Origin of the sequence: Trichocoleus sp. DQ-A1, assembly GCF_039961955.1 — a bacterium.
Classification (GTDB): Bacteria; Cyanobacteriota; Cyanobacteriia; order Cyanobacteriales; family FACHB-T130; genus FACHB-T130.
Genome location: NZ_JAMPKE010000014.1, coordinates 84,864 through 103,082, shown reverse-complemented (window position 1 = coordinate 103,082; position 18,219 = coordinate 84,864). Strand labels below are relative to the sequence as shown.

The following is an 18,219-nucleotide window of genomic DNA, read 5'->3' as shown; positions in this document are numbered from 1 at the left end:
CTAAAATTCACTAGAACAATATTTCCCAGCTACTCGCAGCATAGCTGCCAAACTTTTCTCTACATCAGCATCCGTTGTTGCCCAAGACGAAACACTAATTCGCATCGCCGTCTGCCCTTGCCAAACCGTACTGCCACACCAACAAGTCCCCTCAGCTTGAATATCAGCAATCACCCGATGGGTCGTTTCTGCATCCCCAAAAGACACTAAGACTTGATTCAACACCACATCGTTGAGAACTTGGTATCCAGCAGCTTTTAACTCCTTGGCAAAGTGTCTGGCATGGCGACAGGTACGCTCAATTAAATCTGCCAAACCAGAACGACCCAATGATCGCAATGCTGCCCACACTTCAACACCACGCGCACGCCTCGATAATTCAGGAGTATAGTCTGACGGGTTGCGCTGCTCGCTAACGGTGGGTAAATACTCGGCAGTAATCGCCATTGCCGCTTGCAACGCCTTGGCATCGCGAACAAACGCCAACCCGCTGTCATACGGCACATTCAACCACTTGTGGGCATCGGTCGCCCAAGAATCTGCCTGTTCCATACCAGCGGTGAGGTGTGCCAGCGATGGGGCGGCGGCTGCCCAGAGTCCGAATGCGCCGTCTACATGCACCCAGGCTCCGACAACTTTTGCGCGATCGCAAATCTCTCCAACTGGATCGCACGCGCCTGTGTTCACATTTCCCACTTGGGTACAGATAATCGCAGGACGAGTCAGGGTGGGAATGGCATCCGGACGCATCCGCCCCTGTCCATCAACAGGCACTTTCACCACTCGGCTTCGACCTAATCCCAGCAATCCCAACGCTTTCAACAAGCTTGGGTGTGCTTCCTCGCTGACGGCAACCGTAATCGGTGGCGCACCAAACAACCCGTCTGCTTCTACATTCCAACCCTCTCGTTCGAGTACGGCGTGGCGGGCGGCGGCTAATGCGGTAAAGTTAGCAACAGTTGCTCCCGTGACGAAAGCACCACCACACTCGGCGGGGAGATGCAGTACGTCAAGGAGCCAGCGCAAAGCTACCTGTTCTAGTAAAGCTGTGGCTGTAGTGATGCGATAGAGTCCACAATTTTGATCCCACGCGGCAGCTAACCAGTTGGCTGCCAAGGCGGCAGGCAGGGAACCACCCGTGACAAATCCGAAGAAGCGAGAGCCTGCCTGTGCCATTGATGCGGGTGAGCCAAGTTCATCAAGCTGTTGCAAGACGAGTTCGGCATCGACAGACTGATTGGGGAGAGGTTCATCGAATTGGATGAGGTTAGCGATCGCTTCCGCCGTTGGCGCAACTTGACGAGCGTCTAAGCCTTCAAGATAGCGAATCGCATATTCAGTCGTTTTTTGCAAGAGTTTTCGCATATCCTCTTCCTTCCATGCACGGGGCTAAACAATCCCGCATAAGCGAGCATAGCGCTGATGGAATGATTTTTGGATGCAACAAGCTGCTGCCACGCCTCAGTAGGAATAAGCTCCTGTACCTAAGAAAGATAATTTTAAACAGGTAGGGCTGAACAGCGTTAAAACAAGTTTGAGGTAGTCTCTTAGAGAGGTTGTTCAGGTCGCGAGAGGGGTTCTTCAGGCAGTGGGATAAACTCGGTTTCGTTTGGAACCCGCTCAAACCGTCCGTTCTTCCAGTCCGCTTTCGCTTGCTCAATGCGATCGAGGCGGCTAGAGACAAAATTCCACCACTTGTGCCGCTCACCGACAGGTTCACCACCTACCACAATGCAACGAGCGTCAGCTTTCGCACTAATGCTCACAGTCTGATTGGGATTCAGTACAATCATTCGTTGTGGCTCCAACGGTTCGCCATCTATGCTCAGACCGTTTGTAACGCTATAGACGGCTTGCTCACTATAGTCCGGAGGCAGCGTGAACTGGGTTCCACTCGGCAGTTGTACATCAAGGTAAATCATCGGCGAGAACGTTTGAACGGGTGATGTGCGACCATACGCCTGCCCTGCAATCAGTGTGATTTCGACACCCCCATCTTGCCAAGCGGGGATGTCAGTCGCTGGGTAGTGACGAAACCAAGGTTCGGTCTCCTCATGTTCCGCAGGAAGTGCGAGCCACGTCTGGATGCCATGTAGCCGTCTTTCGCGACTCCGAACCGCATTGGGCGTTCGCTCCGAATGGACAATGCCACGACCCGCAGTCATCCAGTTGACTGCTCCGGGATGAATTTCTTGAACAACCTTGAGACTATCGCTATGGAGCAGCACCCCTTCAAACAAGTAAGTCAGTGTTGCTAAATTGATATGCGGATGCGGTCGCACATCCATCCCTTGACCCGGTGCAAAGGTAGCTGGACCGAGATGGTCGAAAAAGATGAATGGTCCAACCATCTGCCGAGTTGCGTGAGGCAAGATGCGCCTCGCCTCAAATCCACCTAAATCCTTAACTTCGGGTTCAAGAACATCACCAATGCTGTTGGACATAGCAAAGATTACCCCGTAATTCTGACTAAAGCCTGATTAATTTTTTAATCTTAGAGCTATATCAGCTTCTTCCTTCTGATTAGGGATACAGATTGTTGATTGCATCTTCTCTACAGCCTGGAGCTACTTACCTCAAATGGGTTATGCCACGCTATTACTAGGAGTTAGATGGCACAGATAACTTTGGTATTCTGAAGTCATTCAAAGCAGTTTTAAAGTGATGACTCAGGTTGTAATTGTCGGGGCAGGACCTGCTGGTGCAACGCTTGCACTGCTTCTCGTCAAACGTGGCATCGCCGTCAAACTGATTGAATCCTCCCGTAACTTCCGGAGAGTTTTTCGCGGTGAGGGACTGATGCCCAGTGGGCTAGATGCTCTAGAGCAGATGGGATTGTCGTCTGTGCTAGAGAGCATCCCTCATCGACCTTTAGATGCTTGGGAAGTTCTGATTGAGAATCGGTTTCTGTTTCGAGTTGATGAGCCAATCGAACCGGGTGGTAAGCCCTGCACCCTCGTTTCACAGCCAGCTTTCCTGGAAGCAGTAATTGACAAGGCAAACACTTATCCCAATTTTGAGTTTATCCCCGGCAGTCCTGTGCAAGATTTGCTGTGGAGCGATCGCCGAGTTTCGGGCGTGAAGCTGGGTGACGAGCGCTCTATTTCTGCGAATCTAGTTATAGGGGCAGATGGTCGCAATTCTGTTGTTCGGCAGCGAGCCAACTTACCTCTAGAGCAAGAGTCCGGAAGCTTTGATATTCTTTGGTTTAAATTGGCAGATAGTCCGCGCTTTGAATCCGAGAACGTATTTTATTCGATTGTGCGCGATCGCAATGCATTTGGGCTGTTTCGCTCTTCCGAGGGGAATCTTCAGATAGGCTGGGCACTTCATGAAGATGCCCCAATGGACTGGAAGCAAGCCGATTGGCCTGATATTTTGGCAGAAGCATCGCCCCCGTGGTTAGCCGAGCATATCCGGACTCATGCGGAAAGTATTGAGCGTCCTGTTCTGTTATCCGTTGTCGTCGGGCGTTGTCCGCGTTGGTATGCACCAGGATTACTGCTGTTGGGCGATGCTGTTCACCCAATGTCACCGATTCGCGCCCAAGGCATCAATATGGCTTTGCGGGATGCGATCGTTGCAGCAAATCATCTGGTTCCCCCGTTGCGTCAAGGGGCAACAGATACGGCAATTGATGCCGCCTTGCCACATATTCAAGCTGAGCGGGAGCCAGAGATTATTCGAGCGCAGCAGCTTCAAAGTCAGGAAGCTGCTCAGGCTGAGCTACTGCGTAAAAGCGCACTGCTGCGATGGGCGGTGAGTCAGCTAGCACCCCTGCTGGGCAAGGGCGTGCGCCACTCTTGGTTGCAAAGGCAGCGCCAGTTGCGCCAAGGGGTAACGCAGATACAGTTAACGGTGTGAACTAGGGGGTAAACTCCTGTCGTCATGTTTGCAATACCAGTAGAGCCGTTACAGGTAATAACAAGATGAGGAAAATACTATACATACTCATTGGTCCAAAAGGCTCAGGAAAAACCTATATTGGAAGTCAAGTCAATAAAAATACAGACATAAAGTTCTTAAGAGTAGAGCCGATCTGGCTGAAATTAGCGCCGGGTGAAAATGGTTGGGAAACAGTTGAGAAGGAAATCGATAAGGAGTTTCAGCAGCATAGTAAGGTGATGATTGAAAGTTTAGGGGCAGGAGACGGATTCAATCAGATGCATTCGTCATTAAGAAATAAATACGAAGTCAAGTTAATAAAAGTCTATGCTGATTTAGAAGAGTGTTTGAGAAGAGTGAGAAACAGAGACAATTCAGAACACATACTCGTATCAGATGAGAAAGTAGAAGAATACAATAAGATAGCAGCAAGCATTAACCCTCAATGGGATGCGGTTATTGATAATAATAGTCCGGCTACTGATGAAGATATTCTTAGGGTCATTGAATCTATATAAGCAGCTTCTAACATTGGCATCAGCGGTGAAGGCATCTGTGCCGACGCATCAATCAAGTTGCGCTTCGCTCTTCTCGCTTCGCTATCGCCTAATTTCAGGCCGCATAGTATCCCAGCAGGGAATGAGAGCAAGAGGTCTATTGTATCAAGACAGTCCAGCCTTAAACTCATCTATGAGAAAGTCAATAAAGCATTTAATCTTCGCTGACTGAAAGCGTCCTCGACGGTAAACGACCTGAATCGGTATTGGGTCAGGTTCGTATTCTGCAAGGATGACTTTGACCGATTGATTTCGGAGTTCATCAGTAAACGCCCATATGGGGGAGGTGCCAATGCCAATGTTTGCCAACACGGCTTCACGTAGCGCCATCGAGTTATTGACTTGCAGATTTCCACTTACCGTTACCGTTGTGCCTCGAAAATGCCATTCATTACCTGTAGACTGCCTGGTATAAACAATGCAGTTGTGCTGCAAAAGGTCTGCTGGTAATTGCGGCTCACCAAACTTCTCCAAATAGGCTGCTGACGCGACGGCGACAAATCGGTATGTGCCGAGCGGCTGTGAGATTAAGTTGAGATCGACAAACTTGCCAATTCTGATCGCTAGATCGATGCCCTCTCCGACTAAATCGACAAAGTGGTCAGACATCGTTAGGTCAATCTTGATATTTGGATAGCGATCGAGAAATCGTTTCAGGCGAGGGAGTACCTGCATCTGCCCAAACGCAACCGAGCAATTGAGCCGTAATAGTCCAGACGGGTTCTGCCGTTTTCCCACACTAGATTCGGCTTCGGAGAGTGCTTCGAGAACGGATTGGCAACGCTCATAAAAGCGCATTCCCTCATCGGTCAAACTCACTTGGCGTGTCGATCGCAGCAGTAATTGCACGTCCAGATAGTCTTCCAGTGCAGCAATCTGTTTGCTAATCGTGGGTTGAGTAGTACCCATCTCTCTAGCGACGGCGGAGAAACTGCCTGTTTCCACTGTTCGCACAAAACTCTTGATGCAGGCGATCAGGTCTGACATGGGGATTGATTCTCAAACGGAATAAATCATATTCCATTTTGCAGTCTTCTCAAACCCGAAGGAATGAAACATGATTAATGTTGTGAGCCAAATCAAGTTTCTCACCTGACAACTCTGAGCTAACCAATAGAACAAAAATCATGATTACAGCAACAGACCTGAAAGCCAACTTTGAAGACATCAAGACCCTGGTTTTACAAGGGAAAGCGATGGAAGCCTTTGAGAAATACTATGGAGAGGATGTAGTGATGCAGGAAAATGAAACGCCTGCCACTGTGGGGAAAGCAGCGAATCGCGCTAGAGAACTGGACTTCTTTTCTAAAGTGACTAAATTTCGGGCAGCAGAACTGAAAGCGGTTGCTTATGGCGAAGATGTGATTATTTCTGAGTGGTTTGTCGATTACACTCATTCTGAATGGGGCAAAGTTACGCACGATCAAGTCTCTGTGCAGAGATGGAAAAATGGCAAAGTAATCCACGAGCGTTTCTATTACGCCGCCTAAACTGCCTCAACGATTTTGATGAATCCGACAACTTGCTAACACTCACGAAAACGCTCCGCAGCCTCAATAACCAGTTGGCGGGCTTGCTCCGGTCCAAAGCGACCTTGAGGCTCAAACGTTTTGCCCTTAGCCGCGTTGTACGACACGAAAAAGTGTTCAATCTCGTGGATGAGGTTCTGATTCAGGTCGTCGAGCGTTTTCACGTCATGCTGGTTGCGGGAGTTGGCGGCAACAGCGAGCAAGCGGTCATTGCGTGCGGTTTTCCCCTCCTCGGTTTGAAAAGCGCCAAAGCCGCCAATGAGCCGCGATGGGACAAGGCAGCCGACGAAGGCAGGCTCCTCCATCAATACCAGCACGTCGATAGCGTCGCCGTCGTCGGCTAGAGTCGAGGGCACGAAACCGAAGTCGTATGGGAAAAATGCGCCTGCTGCCAGTACGCCGCCCAACTTGTACAACCCGTACTTCTTGTCCCACTCAAATTTGTTACGGCTGCCCTTGGGCGTGTCAATGATGACGTTGAGCGTTTCGGCATCATCTGAGTCAAACGGAGGGAGGTGGAGAGGGTCGGTTGCCATAGTTTACTAGCACGTATCTATTTCTTGCTAGCGATAGCGTTAGCGAAGCGAGGCGTAAGCCTAGCGCTGCTGCGTACTCCGTTGGAGAAGCCGAAGGCTAGCGCAGGTCGCACTCATCCTATCCCGATCGATCATCTAGTTTTATCGAGCGTAGGACATAGAGTTCGACTTTGATAAAAGTAGTGGTGTTTTTTCAGGAAAATGGCAAACCTTTTACCTCGGAAACGTTCTGTGGTCTTTTTAAGCAAGTAGCTTACTGCTTGACTGGGAAAGCTTGTAACCCCCAATTGATTCGGGATATGGCGATCGCTCACCTGATGAGTTCTAGGACGAGTTCGGCAGATTCTAGAGGGACTAGTTAGCTAATGCCTGGGATAGCTCTGGAAGAGTAGGGGCTTCGTCGGAAGATTCTAGATGGACTGGTGTATTGTCGGTAGACTACAGCGATCGCGCTACTATGCACTCAAGTATCCACAACCCACTCTACCTGATGGGCTTCAGTAAGGTCTGGAACTTCTAAGCGATCGCGCATTCGCTGAATCACCGCTTCCGGCACATTAGCAGCGCGAGAATGATTGCGCCGCAGCAATTCTTCCCAAGACACTTCTAGGTAGACAATGCGAATCCGTGCCTGGTAAGCCGAAAATAGATTAATTAACGACGAACGCAGTTGCCGAGAGAGATTTGTCGCATTCCAAACAAACGATTTTTCGGCTCTCATGCATTCTTTAGCGATCGCCCTGGCTCGCTCGCCTACAGCACCTTGGTCATCTTTAGGAGAGATGCTCATCGCTTGTCGCAGTTCATCCAGAGAGATTACTGTCCAGTCTGGAAGGTACTCCCGAATCCAATAGTCTTTGCCAGCACCCGGTAATCCTGACATCAGGACAACGTCGAATCGAGTGTCATCAAAGGCAGCATAGTTTGGATCGCGATTGTCTTTTTGGAAATAGACAAATCGACTGTGATCTGAAGGAAACGGTCGGGGATAAAATAAGCAATTATTCTCTTGACAAAATTCCCGAAAGAACTGGACGCGCTCCAGCAGTTCTAGCTGGTCGTCACACTCGCGACCCCGAACATCAGCTTCCGCTAGCAGTGCCAGCAGGTCGCAGCGAATCACTTGACTGGCTTTAATGACAGCGCGTTGCGGGTTGGGTTTGTCCCAAAACCAGAGGGGAAGACTGCCATGCTGCACCAGCGAGACAATCGCCTCCCGTTGATGAAATGGCACGTTGAGCGACCAGAGGATTTGCCGCGCCATCTTTGCCCCTTGGCGGACATGACCCTTGGAGGTGATGCTGCCATCCGCTTCAATTTCAGTTGCAGCAGGTTTTGCCACATCATGCAGTAGGGCAGCCGCAAACAGAAGCGATCGCTCGATGGGTGGTAACTCCCGCCAAGCTGGTAAGCTAATAATTCCTTGCGACGTTGAGTACTGAGAAACTGCTGCTGTTCAACGTCTAGCACATCAAATTCCAAGAAATAATGGGGTAAGGAGTCGTAAAAGACGGTGTGTTTGGCATAGAACCATTCGCCATAGAGTATGTAGCGCTCGCCCAGCACCTCCCAGAACGTTCCTGCATGCCTGTACGCCCATTGTTTGAACAAGTTAAAGTGCTTTTCTCGCTCTCCTCCAGTTAAATAATGTCCCCGGCTTCGCAACAGAATTTGCCCATCAGAACTAAAACTTATGGCAGCATTGGCTCCATCGACTTTTTCTTCGACTGCTACATATTGAGACGCGATCGCGCTGAAAGGTACGCTATCCAAATCTTCATCCCCTGGTTGGAGCCGGGAACCTTCAATATGAGGAGTGCGAGGGTATTTGTACATTAAATATCCCTCACTCGCCTTTCTAGGGGGAGCGTGTGAGACAAGGGTGAGGTGAATAGCAGGCGCGATTGCACTGACGGAGCGAGTTGGAATAAAAATGATAGATCCAACTGCCTCTGGGAAAGGATTTAGATGAAGGCGATCGCTAATAATAATGTTTGATAGAGCGTAGTCCGTAATTCTACTTAGGATATCCTGACGCTTCAGCTTTGCTAATACAATACTTTAAGATTACTGATTGAATGATTCCTGTTAACAATCAATTTTTCAGTAGATATAAATACCTGTAAACTATTAATCGTTCATTCCATTACCAGGCTAAGCGATCGGATAGCTAACTTATTATTCAAACTTATGAAATTGCATTTCATCCCTAGAGGTTGGTGGCGATCGCTCAAGAATCTCTTGTTACTGTTTCTGGCATCATTCATCACAGTATTGCTGGCTGGCAACCCCATCTCTGCGATCGCGCAAAGCCCAATGCCAGAACCAGAAGCAATCGAGCAAAGCCCAATCCCAGAAGCCACCCCTCAGAAACGTTTTCAGGAAATTCGCGGCGTTTGGATGACTAACAATGACAATAAAATTCTCAGAGATCGCCCCAAACTGCAAAATGCTGTAAGTCAACTGGCGCAGTTAAATTTCAACACCATCTATCCTGTAGTGTGGAATTCTGGCTATACGCTCTACGAGAGCGCCATAGCAGAACGGGAAGGCATTCAATCTTCTGTCAGCAAAGGTCTACAGGGACAAGATATCATCGCTGACCTGATTTCCCAAGCCCATCGCCAAGGCTTGCTAGTGATTCCCTGGTTTGAGTTCGGTTTCATGGCTCCCCCGCTATCGGAATTGACATCAAATCATCCGAATTGGATTACGCAACGGCGGGATGGTAGCCAAACTTGGATTGGCGCTGCGGGTGAGGTTGTGTGGCTTAATCCCTTCCATCCAGAGGTGCAGCAATTTATCACCGATCTGGTGCTGGAAGTCGTCACTAAATATGATGCCGATGGTATTCAGTTTGACGATCACACCAGTTTGCCCAATGAATTTGGCTACGATCGCTACACGCTTGCCTTGTACAAACAGGAAACCAAGAAAGATGCGCCTTCCAATCCCAAAGATCCTGCATGGGTGCGCTGGCGTGCAGATAAAATTACGGCATTCATGACACAACTCAATAAAGCTGTAAAAGAGAGAAAAACCAACGCAATTTTATCCGTTGCTCCTAATCCCTACGTCACTGCTTACAATACTTATCTGCAAGATTGGTTGAATTGGGTGCGAAAAGATATTGTGGACGAGTTAATTGTGCAAGTTTATCGTCCCAATCTGCAAAGTTTTCTCGACCAGCTGACCCGCCCGGAAATTCAAGAAGTGCAACAAAAAATTCCAACTGGAGTTGGTGTTCTCACAGGGTTACGAAATAAGCCAGTTTCGATGCGGCTGATTCAATCTAAAGTACGGGCAGCTCGCGATCGGGGCTTGGGTGTAACTTTCTTCTATTATGAAAGCCTTTGGGACGATGCACCAGAACCCAGAGCGGAACGGCAATCTAATTTTCAAAGTCTCTTCAATTTCCCGGCTTCCCGCTTTGCAATTAGATAAACTGGCAATCTTTTAAGCAAGCGATAGCTTCGCTTGCGCCAAGGGCGAACGCGCGCTTCTCCTCTATGTAGTAAAAATTCATCTATCCGAGCGATCGCTTGCTTCATTCACGCAAGCGATCGTTTTTTGCTGTCAACGTATCAATAAAACTGATTACTTAAATTGCTTATTCTTATGAATTAGAGGTTTCATTTTGAACGAGGAAAAGATAATGTTAAGGGTAATGTTAAGATTCCATGACATTTGTTAACCTGGGAGAATGTTTTTCATGTTAGATGAGGTTTTTTGCCATCCTTCTGCTTGTATGAAAGCGAATTATGGCATCTATACCTTCTTTCCCTAGATTGAATAACAGCATTTAAGTTTGCTATAGCAATACGGTTTAATTGCAGAATTTAGATATTTATCTGGTCATAGCTTGCAAATCCCTATAAAAATTTGCAAGCTGAGCAGAGCGATTTTTCATGACCAATTTTTCTGATTTTACTATCTGATATAAAGTAAAAAAACGATGAGAAGTTATCTGCCTAAAGGGCGAAATTATCGCACCATTCTGCCTCAATTAAATTACAAAAGCATTCGGTTGAGAGTAGACAATTACTGTTTAAAAATACGCGGTAGTAAACGTGCAATTCCTTTAGATAGACCCCATCATAGACATATTTTGTGGAGTTCCCTGGGTAGTTTTATCGGCATTGCAGCCACAGCTTATTTATCAGTAAAAACTGGCGCTCCTCTACTAATGGCTCCGTTTGGTGCTACCAGCGTCTTGATTTTTGGCGTACCTGATAGTCCCTTGGCACAACCGCGTAATGTGATTGGTGGTAATTTTATCGCGGCTCTCGTTAGCTTGACGATTTTGCATCTTTTCGGTACAGAACCCTGGGCAATGGGAATGGCTGTAGCAACAGCGATTGGCATGATGCAGTTCACTGGAACGTTGCATCCACCTTCGGGTGCTGTTGCATTAGTCGTCATGATGACGAAGGCACCGTGGCAGTTTCTGCTAACCCCGGCACTTGAAGGTTCGATTATTTTAGTACTCTGTGCAGTCGTTTTTAACAATCTTGCTCAAGACAGGACGTATCCTAAATACTGGTTTTGAGCTGTCTGAATCTCCACATCAGTAGTGGTAGAAAGGGAGGGTTAACGAAGGAGTGTGGATTGATTAACCTCCCATTTTTTTCATAGGGATATAGCACAGAAAAAGCCCCCGCTGTTTGACCATGAGATAGCCTTCCCTAAGAAGGATCGTCTATAAATCAGCGCCGTCCCTCTGGTAGAGGATATAGATGAAGGCGATCGCTAATATTTGTAGTGGGTTGTGGAAAGTCTGGGTTAGCTGAAATAGCACCTTACTTACTTCTGCTGGGTTGAGTAGTTTGGAGACTTGAAGCTATGCGCTGGGAATTCGGTCGTAAAAGCAGCAACGTTGAGGACAGACGCGGGGGTGGGGTTTCTGGGCCTGTGGTAGGGGGCGGGATTGGGACAATCCTTCTGGCGGTCATTGTTGCTCTCTTGGGGGGCGATCCCGGTGCAGTGTTGCAACAAGGACAAGAACCAGCGCCAAGCGATCGCACTTCTTCCCAGTCTCCTCAAACACAATCATCTGCTGCGAACGATCGCATGGCTGATTTCGTTTCGGTTGTCTTGGCGGATACAGAAGATACATGGGGTACCCTGTTTCGCCAAAACGGAGAAAACTATGTCGAGCCTAAGTTAGTTCTCTTCTCAAATTCGGTACAGTCGGCTTGTGGTTCTGCAAGTTCTGCCGTTGGGCCGTTTTATTGCCCCGCCGATCAAAAAGTCTATATTGACTTAACTTTCTATCAGGATTTGAAGTATAAGCTCAACGCACCCGGAGACTTTGCCCAGGCGTATGTAATTGCTCACGAGGTTGGGCATCATGTGCAGAATTTAATGGGAATTTCGAGTAAAGTTCGGACATTACAGCGTCAAGCTAGTCGCGCTGAGGCGAATCAACTTTCAGTCCGGTTGGAGTTACAAGCAGACTGTTTTGCTGGCATCTGGGCGCATCATGCGAATCGTTCCCGGCAAATTCTGGAGGAAGGCGACGTTGAAGAGGCGCTGAATGCTGCTAGCAGTATTGGCGATGATCGCTTGCAGAGTCAGTCCAAAGGGCATGTTGTCCCGGATTCTTTTACTCACGGTAGTTCAGCGCAGCGAGTCCGCTGGTTCAAGCGGGGGATTCAGACAGGGGAACCGGCACAATGCAACACCTTTGCAGCAGCAAATCCCTAACAAAATAGGGTGTTGGAACTTTAGTAGGAAGCGATCGCAATCTCCAAAGCGCGATTGCTTTTTATTCATGGTTGCGATCGCGCTGTGGAGCTTATCGATGGCAAAGACGATAAAATTCTGTCATAGCGGCAACGATACCGAACTCAAGGTGATGACAACAGCGATTCCTTCATCCCTTACCCTCGAAGAATTCCTAAAACTGCCAGAAACTAAACCTGCCAGTGAATTTATTGGCGGTCGAATTCACCAAAAACCGATGCCTCAAGGCAAACACTCTCGCCTACAACTTAAATTTTGTGATGCTGTCAATGCAGTTGCAGAAACTCCACGAATTGCCTTAGCGTTTCCAGAATTACGCTGTACATTTGGTGGGCGCTCGATTGTTCCAGATGCTTCTGTAGTCCTTTGGGAACGAATTCCTTTTGAAGCGGATGGCGAAGTACCGAATGCTTTTGAAATTTACCCGGATTGGACGATAGAAATTCTCTCACCCGAACAGAGAGCTACTAAAGTCATTAGTAACATTTTGCACTGCCTTAAATATGGCACTCAGTTAGGATGGTTAATCGATCCAGATGAGCGGTTAATTTTGGCATTTATTCCAGGACAGGAACCTGTCGAGTTAGCAGGAAGCGATCGCCTACCAATCCCAAAATTCCTCGCTTTGGATTTAACCGTTGATCGAGTCTTTGGATGGCTTAGAGTTGGTTGATTGGTACTGAACTCTGCATCATACTCAATTGACACTATACATAAGCGCGATCGCTTCCGGCACGTTACGCGATCCCAATCGGGTGATGCTGAAACCAACAGATACCATAATATTGAAGAGCTATGCGCCGTCTACTTTGAAAGATTAGGTTCCACAACATTTGGGAAATTTTGAAAATTGCGCCGCACCCAGTCCATACCCACTTCATTATTGAGTTTAATTTTCTGAGGCGTATTCGGATAAATTTTACCCAAAATATCAGCATCTTGATCAACTACCACCTTGCCAAACTTGAGATATGTCCTGCCAAATAGCTTAAAGGCAGGGTGCTTAGCTTGACCAAATAGCAAAATGTAAGTCCTTGTGCGGTTCTCGGCTTCTGGGATAAAGATGTGACACTGGACTACTTTACCTAATGGCATTTCACCATGAAAAATCACCAGAGATGGGAAGTAGTTTTCCAGGTGGGCTTTGATGCTTGTCGGGAGTAGGAATAAATCGAGTTTTCTCAGCTTTTCTGCCAAGCTGTAAGGGGCGGTGGGCATATCATAAAAGGCATGGGAATGATACCCATTGTCAATGAATTGATGAAATTCCACATTGGTAACTCGGAATAATTCCTGGTGAGTACCGTTTTGGTGATTATAGTCGTGCATATTCAGCAACATAGTCAGCAAATCGGTCTCTACACTTGTATCTGCGGTATGCCCGACAAAGTAGTAGGTATCTGCAATGTCATTCAGGACTGCGGGAATCGGCACTTTTGGCTCGTATCCGCCGTAAGACCAGATGAAATCTCCTTGAATTGTTAACTCTAACGGTTTCAGTTGAGGCAACGTTTTCTTTTCCGTTCCCGGCAAAACGGTGCATCCTTCTGAATCAAACGGCAAGGCATGAAACGGGCAGACGACAGTACTCGTACCATCCGTGTGTGCTTCGCACCATCCTTCTGACAACATTGCTCCCATGTGAGGACAGGCATTGGGCAGGGCATGGATTCCTCCAGCAGCGTTTTTCCACATCACATAATCATTACCATACAGAGAAATCTTCCGAGGTTGGTTCACTACCAACATCGACTTGTGCGCCAACAACCAAGGCGCACCGAAAAGCATAGACTGCATAATGTTCTCCGGTAGAGATAAAATTGTGAATAATCCGTCGTGTTTTCAGAATATGACAGAATATTCACATTCGTCAAGAAGTCTGCGCCGTCAACCCAAACAGCAGCGAGGTAAAGAACGGGTCGAAAAAATCTTGGATGCAGCAGCGGCAGTGTTTGACGAAGTGGGCTATGAAGCGGCAACCACCCATCTGATTGCAGCCAAAGCGGGGACGGCAATTGGGTCTTTGTATCAGTTTTTTCCCGATAAAGCTGCCATTTTTAAGGCGATGGAATTACGCCATACCGAGCGCGTTAAGGCCATGTGGTCGAGGGCAGATACGCCAGAGATGGTTCGATTACCACTCCGACAGATGATTCATGGATTGGTCAGCGCGATCGCACAGATGTTTGAACAACCTGTGTCACGGGTGGTGTTTGTGCAGTTTTTTATATCCCGCGAGATTTTCCAGTCGATCGATGAAAGCATGACCCAGGAAGCAATTGACTTCATGGCTGGTCTCTTAAAGCAAAGAAATTCGGCATTAAGTAAGGCGCAATGTAGTCTATTGGCAGAGGTTTGCGTCCACAGCAGTAATGCTGTCATTCTGTCGGCACTTCGGAACCCAGATCAACAACATCGTCAAGAGTTGGTGCAGCAGATTGAGGACTTGTTGGTGTCATATTTAGAGCCGTATGTAGGGAACGCTCAGTTGGACAATGTAATGAAAGTAATGAAGTGTCCGCATTGTCAATCGGAGCAGTTATCTAAAAACGGGTATCGAAGGGGGAAGCAGTGCTATCTCTGTAAGGAATGTGGGAAACAGTTTGTGGAGAATTCCCAGGGTTTCTGATCCCCGTTCGGTAGCAGTATCAATCGCCCTGACTTCACACCCAAAAAAAGCGATCGCTTTCTTTATTCTTGGTTGTGAATTGCCACCAATCCCAAAATTCCTCACCGTTGATCCGGTCTTTGGATGGCTTAGGGTAGGCTGATGAGCGATGAATGCATCAGTATGGGCGATCGCACTAACAGACACCTACCATTAAAAGCAACCTACGGCAAAATAAGAGGGAGGTTAACACGGTCGCAGCTATGTCTAAAAGCAAAAAGCACAATCTCAAATGGCTCAAAGAAACCTTAGAGCTAAAAGAAGACCACAACTGGAAATCAAAGCCAGGAACTCGGATCTTCGTAGCAGGACGAGGAGCCTTGCGCTTCGATGTCCCTGAGGATTGGCATTTTGAACCGGATGAGAAGTCATTCCGGTTTTTAGACAAAAAGCCACCCAACGATGATGCTCGCTTAGAAGCTTCTTTTAATTTACTCCCACCTGGAAACTGGAAAGATTTTCCCTTGGTTCCGTTATTAAAGAAGGTAGTTAAAGATGATGAACGTCAGCCGATCGAGCAAGGGGAAATTATTCAACTCAAGCGTCAAACTGCCCGCATTGTTTGGACTCAGTTCAAATTTATTGACCCAGAAGAACACCGCGAAGCTTATTCCCGAACCTGTATTGGGCTAGGTTCTGGTGTTCAGTGTCTGATTACTTTTGACTACTGGGTGGACGATGCAGATCGCCTAATTCCTGTATGGGATACGGTTATGGAATCGTTAGTGCTAGGGCTTTATATCCGCGATCCTCGAACCGGACTGGCATTACCCGACTAGAGGTTGGGGGATCTAAATTCTCAAACTGTGATGGCAAGAAAAGTTTGCGATCGCTTTGTTCATTCCGAAGAGCGATCGCGCTGGTGCCTACGTGCAGCTAATAACCAACCTACAGCAGCTATCTATTAGGCTGTAGTCTGGGTGTGTACGACATTGTACAGATGAAATTCGTTTCGGGCTAAACCTTCCCAATACGGTTGCTCTGGGTTGAAACCAGGTTGCTTGAGAATTGCTTCAAACGCTTCCTTGCTCTCCCATTGACCGTAATTAAACATCCGAGTACCATCTAGACTTCGATGAAAGGTAGCTGAGAGTAACCCCGTTGAGTTACTCATCGCACGTTCTAATTCAGCAGAGGTTCGTCTAACCATCTCAGGTTGATTAATTGGCATCATCCGAAATTCAGCAAGGTGCGTCACTCGTTCGCCTTCAGCAATTTCAACTTCTGCCGATAGAGATCGACTAGCAGTTACTTCCAGTAAGCGTGAATCAGGCGGGAAGAATTCACTGAACACTGTTGGACGAGGCAAGCTGCGGTAATCAAATTTGGGATTCCATTGGCTATAAGTAAAAACTCGCACTCCATCTAAACTACGATGCACGCTGGCTGATACGAAGTAAGGATTGTCAATCCAAGATTTGATTTGCTCTTGGATAACTGCCTCAATCAAGGTTGACTGATGGCGCTCTGCAACAGTGTACAGGTCTAGCCCAACGATCGCAGTATTAGTTCGGTCAATCTGCACCATAGTTCTATGCTCTTAAACCATTCATTACATGATGATTTTGCTTCACTGCTATGAGTTAGTTGATTCGGTGAAGACTACCTCGTGAAGCGACATTTGAAACTCATTGTTGGCAAGTGAGCGCATCACCATGAGAGGCTCAGCCATCGGAGGATTCGCGTTCATCTTGGCATACAATTGTTGGGAACTCCACAGCCCATAATTGATAGCGCGGGCACCATCAAGACTTCGATGAAAGTGTGTGGTGATTAATCCGGCTTGTCCTGAGATTTGCCGTATTGCTTCTGCTGTCGCTTCTAAAAAGCGGGGCTGATTAGCAGGATCTTTCAATCTAAACATACCAAAGTTGATGAGTTCCCCCATGTTCGCTGTGATTTGCATTTGACTGTCTGCTGGCTCACTCATAAAAATGTCGTAAAGATGAGAGTCTGGAGCAAAGAAACCAGTAATCTTAGTCGCCAGAGCGATATCGCGGTTATTGATATAGGCTTCATAACTAGCTAGATTTTGCCACTGCACATAATTGACAACACGCAACCCATCCAAGCTGCGATGAATTGCATTTGCAATGTATCCAGGCTGCTGTTTAAGGATATCGTGAGTGTAGGCTATCAAACTATCTATCAATAACCATTGTTGGTCGGGCTGGGTAACAAAAATATCTAGTTCTGCCAGAACTGGGTTGTCCTTGAATACGGTAAGCATTTAGATGATTCCTCTGTACTGACTAAGGCTGATTGGTCAAACCGAAACGCCACGAATTGCCCAACCGATAATATAGAGTCTGCTTCCTGCCGTATAGTCGTTTTTTGCGGTTTTAAAAGATTCTTGCTACTTTTTTAAAAATTGTTTTGGTGTAACTCCAGTAAGGCGCTTAAAGTGTCTGCCAAATTGGCTTTGGCTGGTAAAACCAACTTTCAGGGCAACATTTACAATACTCTGCTGCTCCTGCATCATTAATTCCTGAGCGCGTTCAATCCGACGTTTAATCACATATTGGTAAGGAGAGTAACCTGTAGACTGCTTAAACAGTCGGGCAAAATGATACTGACTCATACCGAGTTCGGTGGCGATCGCTTCTAAGGAAACATCTTCAGCTAGATGAGCCTGGATATAGTCGATCGCCTGTTGCAATTTATGGCTAGGCAAACGACCTGAGTAAGATCGTATTTCTCGCCTTCGAGTTGAATAGTGCCGTAATAGATGAACAGCTAATGCATTTGCCATCGATTCTGCATAAAGGCGATCGCTTAACCCGTCTATTTCTAGTTCGGTTTTGAGTGCCAAACCAATTTGCTGGATCAAAGGATCGCAAATCTTAAGCTGTGGCGCAACTTGAGCATCGTCTGCATCAACCGATTCGTATAGGGCAGAAGTAAACAGCTTCGGTTCAAGGCGAAGTAACAAGAATTCCGCATCAGTATCCCAAAACAGTTTGCGATGTAGATAGGGAGGTGTAATCATAATGTCACCTTCAGCCAGACGATTGCTGCTGCGTCGCCCATCTATCGTTCGTTCTAACTGAATCGGTTGACCAAGATGAATACTGAGGAGATAATTCGGAAGGCAACACTCAGACTCCTGATTAGCGGGTTGATGATGGTGTTCAACCTGAAGAATATCTGAGACAATGTCTTGACTTCGCAAAATTGGCGATCGCGGCACAACCTGTAAGACAGCATTTTTTTGGTAGAGTCTTGGTTTATGCACTCTCTTCTAGCACTTGTGCCGTACTTTCATTGTTTAAATTTTAGTATAGGCGATCGCATCGACT

17 protein-coding genes and 3 pseudogenes are annotated in these 18,219 nt (G+C 47.3%); 10 read left to right on the top strand and 10 right to left on the bottom strand.

All coding sequences use genetic code 11. The annotated features are described in order from the left end of the window. Together NDI33_RS15470 and NDI33_RS15465 are read right to left on the bottom strand one after the other, a co-directional pair. On the bottom strand, positions 1-1,365 hold the full coding sequence (locus NDI33_RS15470; RefSeq protein WP_190673167.1) for an aminotransferase class V-fold PLP-dependent enzyme: 1,365 nt from the start codon (positions 1,363-1,365) through the stop codon (positions 1-3). 182 nt (positions 1,366-1,547) lie between these two features. After that, entirely contained in the window at positions 1,548-2,444 is an 897-nt protein-coding gene (locus tag NDI33_RS15465) for a pirin family protein (RefSeq protein WP_190673164.1), read from the bottom strand. Between the two features lie 220 nt (positions 2,445-2,664). On the opposite strand from NDI33_RS15465, the gene NDI33_RS15460 reads away from it, so the two are divergent. Both NDI33_RS15460 and NDI33_RS15455 read left to right on the top strand, forming a co-directional pair. After that, positions 2,665-3,864 carry an FAD-dependent monooxygenase gene (locus NDI33_RS15460; protein ID WP_190673161.1) on the top strand — a complete coding sequence of 400 codons (1,200 nt, stop codon included), beginning with the start codon at positions 2,665-2,667 and terminating at the stop codon, positions 3,862-3,864. Between the two features lie 65 nt (positions 3,865-3,929). After that, positions 3,930-4,403 (top strand): shikimate kinase, encoded by a 474-nt coding sequence (locus tag NDI33_RS15455; RefSeq protein WP_190673158.1) that lies wholly within the window; start codon positions 3,930-3,932, stop codon positions 4,401-4,403. Positions 4,404-4,547: 144 nt separating this feature from the next. On the opposite strand, the gene NDI33_RS15450 is transcribed toward NDI33_RS15455, so the two are convergent. Beyond that, positions 4,548-5,429 carry a LysR family transcriptional regulator gene (locus NDI33_RS15450; RefSeq protein WP_190673153.1) on the bottom strand — a complete coding sequence of 294 codons (882 nt, stop codon included), beginning with the start codon at positions 5,427-5,429 and terminating at the stop codon, positions 4,548-4,550. A 140-nt stretch (positions 5,430-5,569) separates the two neighbouring features. Between NDI33_RS15450 and NDI33_RS15445 the strand changes: the two genes are divergently transcribed. Next, entirely contained in the window at positions 5,570-5,932 is a 363-nt protein-coding gene (locus NDI33_RS15445) for a SnoaL-like domain-containing protein (protein ID WP_190673150.1), read from the top strand. Positions 5,933-5,967: 35 nt separating this feature from the next. On the opposite strand, the gene NDI33_RS15440 is transcribed toward NDI33_RS15445, so the two are convergent. The 3 genes and pseudogenes from NDI33_RS15440 to NDI33_RS15430 all read right to left on the bottom strand — a co-directional run. Then, the gene (locus tag NDI33_RS15440; protein ID WP_190673147.1) at positions 5,968-6,507 is read right to left on the bottom strand and encodes an inorganic diphosphatase; all 540 of its coding nucleotides are present in this window, start codon (positions 6,505-6,507) and stop codon (positions 5,968-5,970) included. A 463-nt stretch (positions 6,508-6,970) separates the two neighbouring features. Continuing rightward, positions 6,971-7,849 (bottom strand): ATP-binding protein, encoded by an 879-nt coding sequence (locus NDI33_RS15435; RefSeq protein ID WP_347275851.1) that lies wholly within the window; start codon positions 7,847-7,849, stop codon positions 6,971-6,973. Between the two features lie 68 nt (positions 7,850-7,917). Continuing rightward, positions 7,918-8,343: pseudogene (locus tag NDI33_RS15430) on the bottom strand (RNA ligase family protein); the annotation flags it as partial. Positions 8,344-8,697: 354 nt separating this feature from the next. Between NDI33_RS15430 and NDI33_RS15425 the strand changes: the two are divergent. From NDI33_RS15425 to NDI33_RS15410, 4 genes are all read left to right on the top strand, one after another. After that, the gene (locus NDI33_RS15425) at positions 8,698-9,951 is read left to right on the top strand and encodes a glycoside hydrolase family 10 protein (RefSeq protein WP_190673145.1); all 1,254 of its coding nucleotides are present in this window, start codon (positions 8,698-8,700) and stop codon (positions 9,949-9,951) included. 511 nt (positions 9,952-10,462) lie between these two features. Next, positions 10,463-11,056: an HPP family protein gene (locus NDI33_RS15420; protein WP_190673143.1), complete on the top strand. Its 594-nt coding sequence runs from the start codon at positions 10,463-10,465 to the stop codon at positions 11,054-11,056. A gap of 293 nt (positions 11,057-11,349) precedes the next feature. Beyond that, on the top strand, positions 11,350-12,213 hold the full coding sequence (locus tag NDI33_RS15415; RefSeq protein ID WP_190673140.1) for a neutral zinc metallopeptidase: 864 nt from the start codon (positions 11,350-11,352) through the stop codon (positions 12,211-12,213). A 151-nt stretch (positions 12,214-12,364) separates the two neighbouring features. Next, positions 12,365-12,925, top strand: coding sequence for a Uma2 family endonuclease (locus tag NDI33_RS15410; RefSeq protein ID WP_190425526.1), 561 nt, complete (start codon positions 12,365-12,367; stop codon positions 12,923-12,925). Positions 12,926-13,056: 131 nt separating this feature from the next. On the opposite strand, the gene NDI33_RS15405 is transcribed toward NDI33_RS15410, so the two are convergent. Further along, a complete protein-coding gene (locus NDI33_RS15405; protein ID WP_190673137.1) occupies positions 13,057-14,049 on the bottom strand; it encodes a Rieske 2Fe-2S domain-containing protein in 993 nt (330 codons plus the stop codon). Position 14,050: 1 nt separating this feature from the next. Between NDI33_RS15405 and NDI33_RS15400 the strand changes: the two are divergent. From NDI33_RS15400 to NDI33_RS15390, 3 genes and pseudogenes are all read left to right on the top strand, one after another. Further along, positions 14,051-14,704: pseudogene (locus tag NDI33_RS15400) on the top strand (TetR/AcrR family transcriptional regulator); the annotation flags it as partial. Between the two features lie 57 nt (positions 14,705-14,761). Beyond that, positions 14,762-14,866: pseudogene (locus NDI33_RS15395) on the top strand (TetR/AcrR family transcriptional regulator); the annotation flags it as partial. A gap of 257 nt (positions 14,867-15,123) precedes the next feature. After that, positions 15,124-15,699, top strand: a complete 576-nt coding sequence (locus tag NDI33_RS15390; protein WP_190432929.1) for a hypothetical protein — start codon at positions 15,124-15,126, stop codon at positions 15,697-15,699. Between the two features lie 125 nt (positions 15,700-15,824). Here NDI33_RS15390 and NDI33_RS15385 read toward each other — a convergent pair whose 3' ends face one another. From NDI33_RS15385 to NDI33_RS15375, 3 genes are all read right to left on the bottom strand, one after another. Beyond that, positions 15,825-16,448 carry an antibiotic biosynthesis monooxygenase gene (locus tag NDI33_RS15385; RefSeq protein ID WP_190525961.1) on the bottom strand — a complete coding sequence of 208 codons (624 nt, stop codon included), beginning with the start codon at positions 16,446-16,448 and terminating at the stop codon, positions 15,825-15,827. Positions 16,449-16,496: 48 nt separating this feature from the next. Further along, entirely contained in the window at positions 16,497-17,150 is a 654-nt protein-coding gene (locus NDI33_RS15380; RefSeq protein ID WP_190432931.1) for an antibiotic biosynthesis monooxygenase, read from the bottom strand. A gap of 126 nt (positions 17,151-17,276) precedes the next feature. Further along, positions 17,277-18,155, bottom strand: a complete 879-nt coding sequence (locus NDI33_RS15375; protein ID WP_190673136.1) for an AraC family transcriptional regulator — start codon at positions 18,153-18,155, stop codon at positions 17,277-17,279. Positions 18,156-18,219: the final 64 nt, after the last annotated feature.

What these genes read in the sequence shown, in the direction of transcription:
- NDI33_RS15470 (WP_190673167.1), bottom strand. Translation starts at nt 1,365, where the DNA reads ATGCGAAAACTCTTGCAAAAAACGACTGAATATGCGATTCGCTATCTT.
- NDI33_RS15465 (WP_190673164.1), bottom strand. Translation starts at nt 2,444, where the DNA reads ATGTCCAACAGCATTGGTGATGTTCTTGAACCCGAAGTTAAGGATTTA.
- NDI33_RS15460 (WP_190673161.1), top strand. Translation starts at nt 2,665, where the DNA reads ATGACTCAGGTTGTAATTGTCGGGGCAGGACCTGCTGGTGCAACGCTT.
- NDI33_RS15455 (WP_190673158.1), top strand. Translation starts at nt 3,930, where the DNA reads ATGAGGAAAATACTATACATACTCATTGGTCCAAAAGGCTCAGGAAAA.
- NDI33_RS15450 (WP_190673153.1), bottom strand. Translation starts at nt 5,429, where the DNA reads ATGTCAGACCTGATCGCCTGCATCAAGAGTTTTGTGCGAACAGTGGAA.
- NDI33_RS15445 (WP_190673150.1), top strand. Translation starts at nt 5,570, where the DNA reads ATGATTACAGCAACAGACCTGAAAGCCAACTTTGAAGACATCAAGACC.
- NDI33_RS15440 (WP_190673147.1), bottom strand. Translation starts at nt 6,507, where the DNA reads ATGGCAACCGACCCTCTCCACCTCCCTCCGTTTGACTCAGATGATGCC.
- NDI33_RS15425 (WP_190673145.1), top strand. Translation starts at nt 8,698, where the DNA reads ATGAAATTGCATTTCATCCCTAGAGGTTGGTGGCGATCGCTCAAGAAT.
- NDI33_RS15420 (WP_190673143.1), top strand. Translation starts at nt 10,463, where the DNA reads ATGAGAAGTTATCTGCCTAAAGGGCGAAATTATCGCACCATTCTGCCT.
- NDI33_RS15415 (WP_190673140.1), top strand. Translation starts at nt 11,350, where the DNA reads ATGCGCTGGGAATTCGGTCGTAAAAGCAGCAACGTTGAGGACAGACGC.
- NDI33_RS15410 (WP_190425526.1), top strand. Translation starts at nt 12,365, where the DNA reads ATGACAACAGCGATTCCTTCATCCCTTACCCTCGAAGAATTCCTAAAA.
- NDI33_RS15405 (WP_190673137.1), bottom strand. Translation starts at nt 14,049, where the DNA reads ATGCAGTCTATGCTTTTCGGTGCGCCTTGGTTGTTGGCGCACAAGTCG.
- NDI33_RS15390 (WP_190432929.1), top strand. Translation starts at nt 15,124, where the DNA reads ATGTCTAAAAGCAAAAAGCACAATCTCAAATGGCTCAAAGAAACCTTA.
- NDI33_RS15385 (WP_190525961.1), bottom strand. Translation starts at nt 16,448, where the DNA reads ATGGTGCAGATTGACCGAACTAATACTGCGATCGTTGGGCTAGACCTG.
- NDI33_RS15380 (WP_190432931.1), bottom strand. Translation starts at nt 17,150, where the DNA reads ATGCTTACCGTATTCAAGGACAACCCAGTTCTGGCAGAACTAGATATT.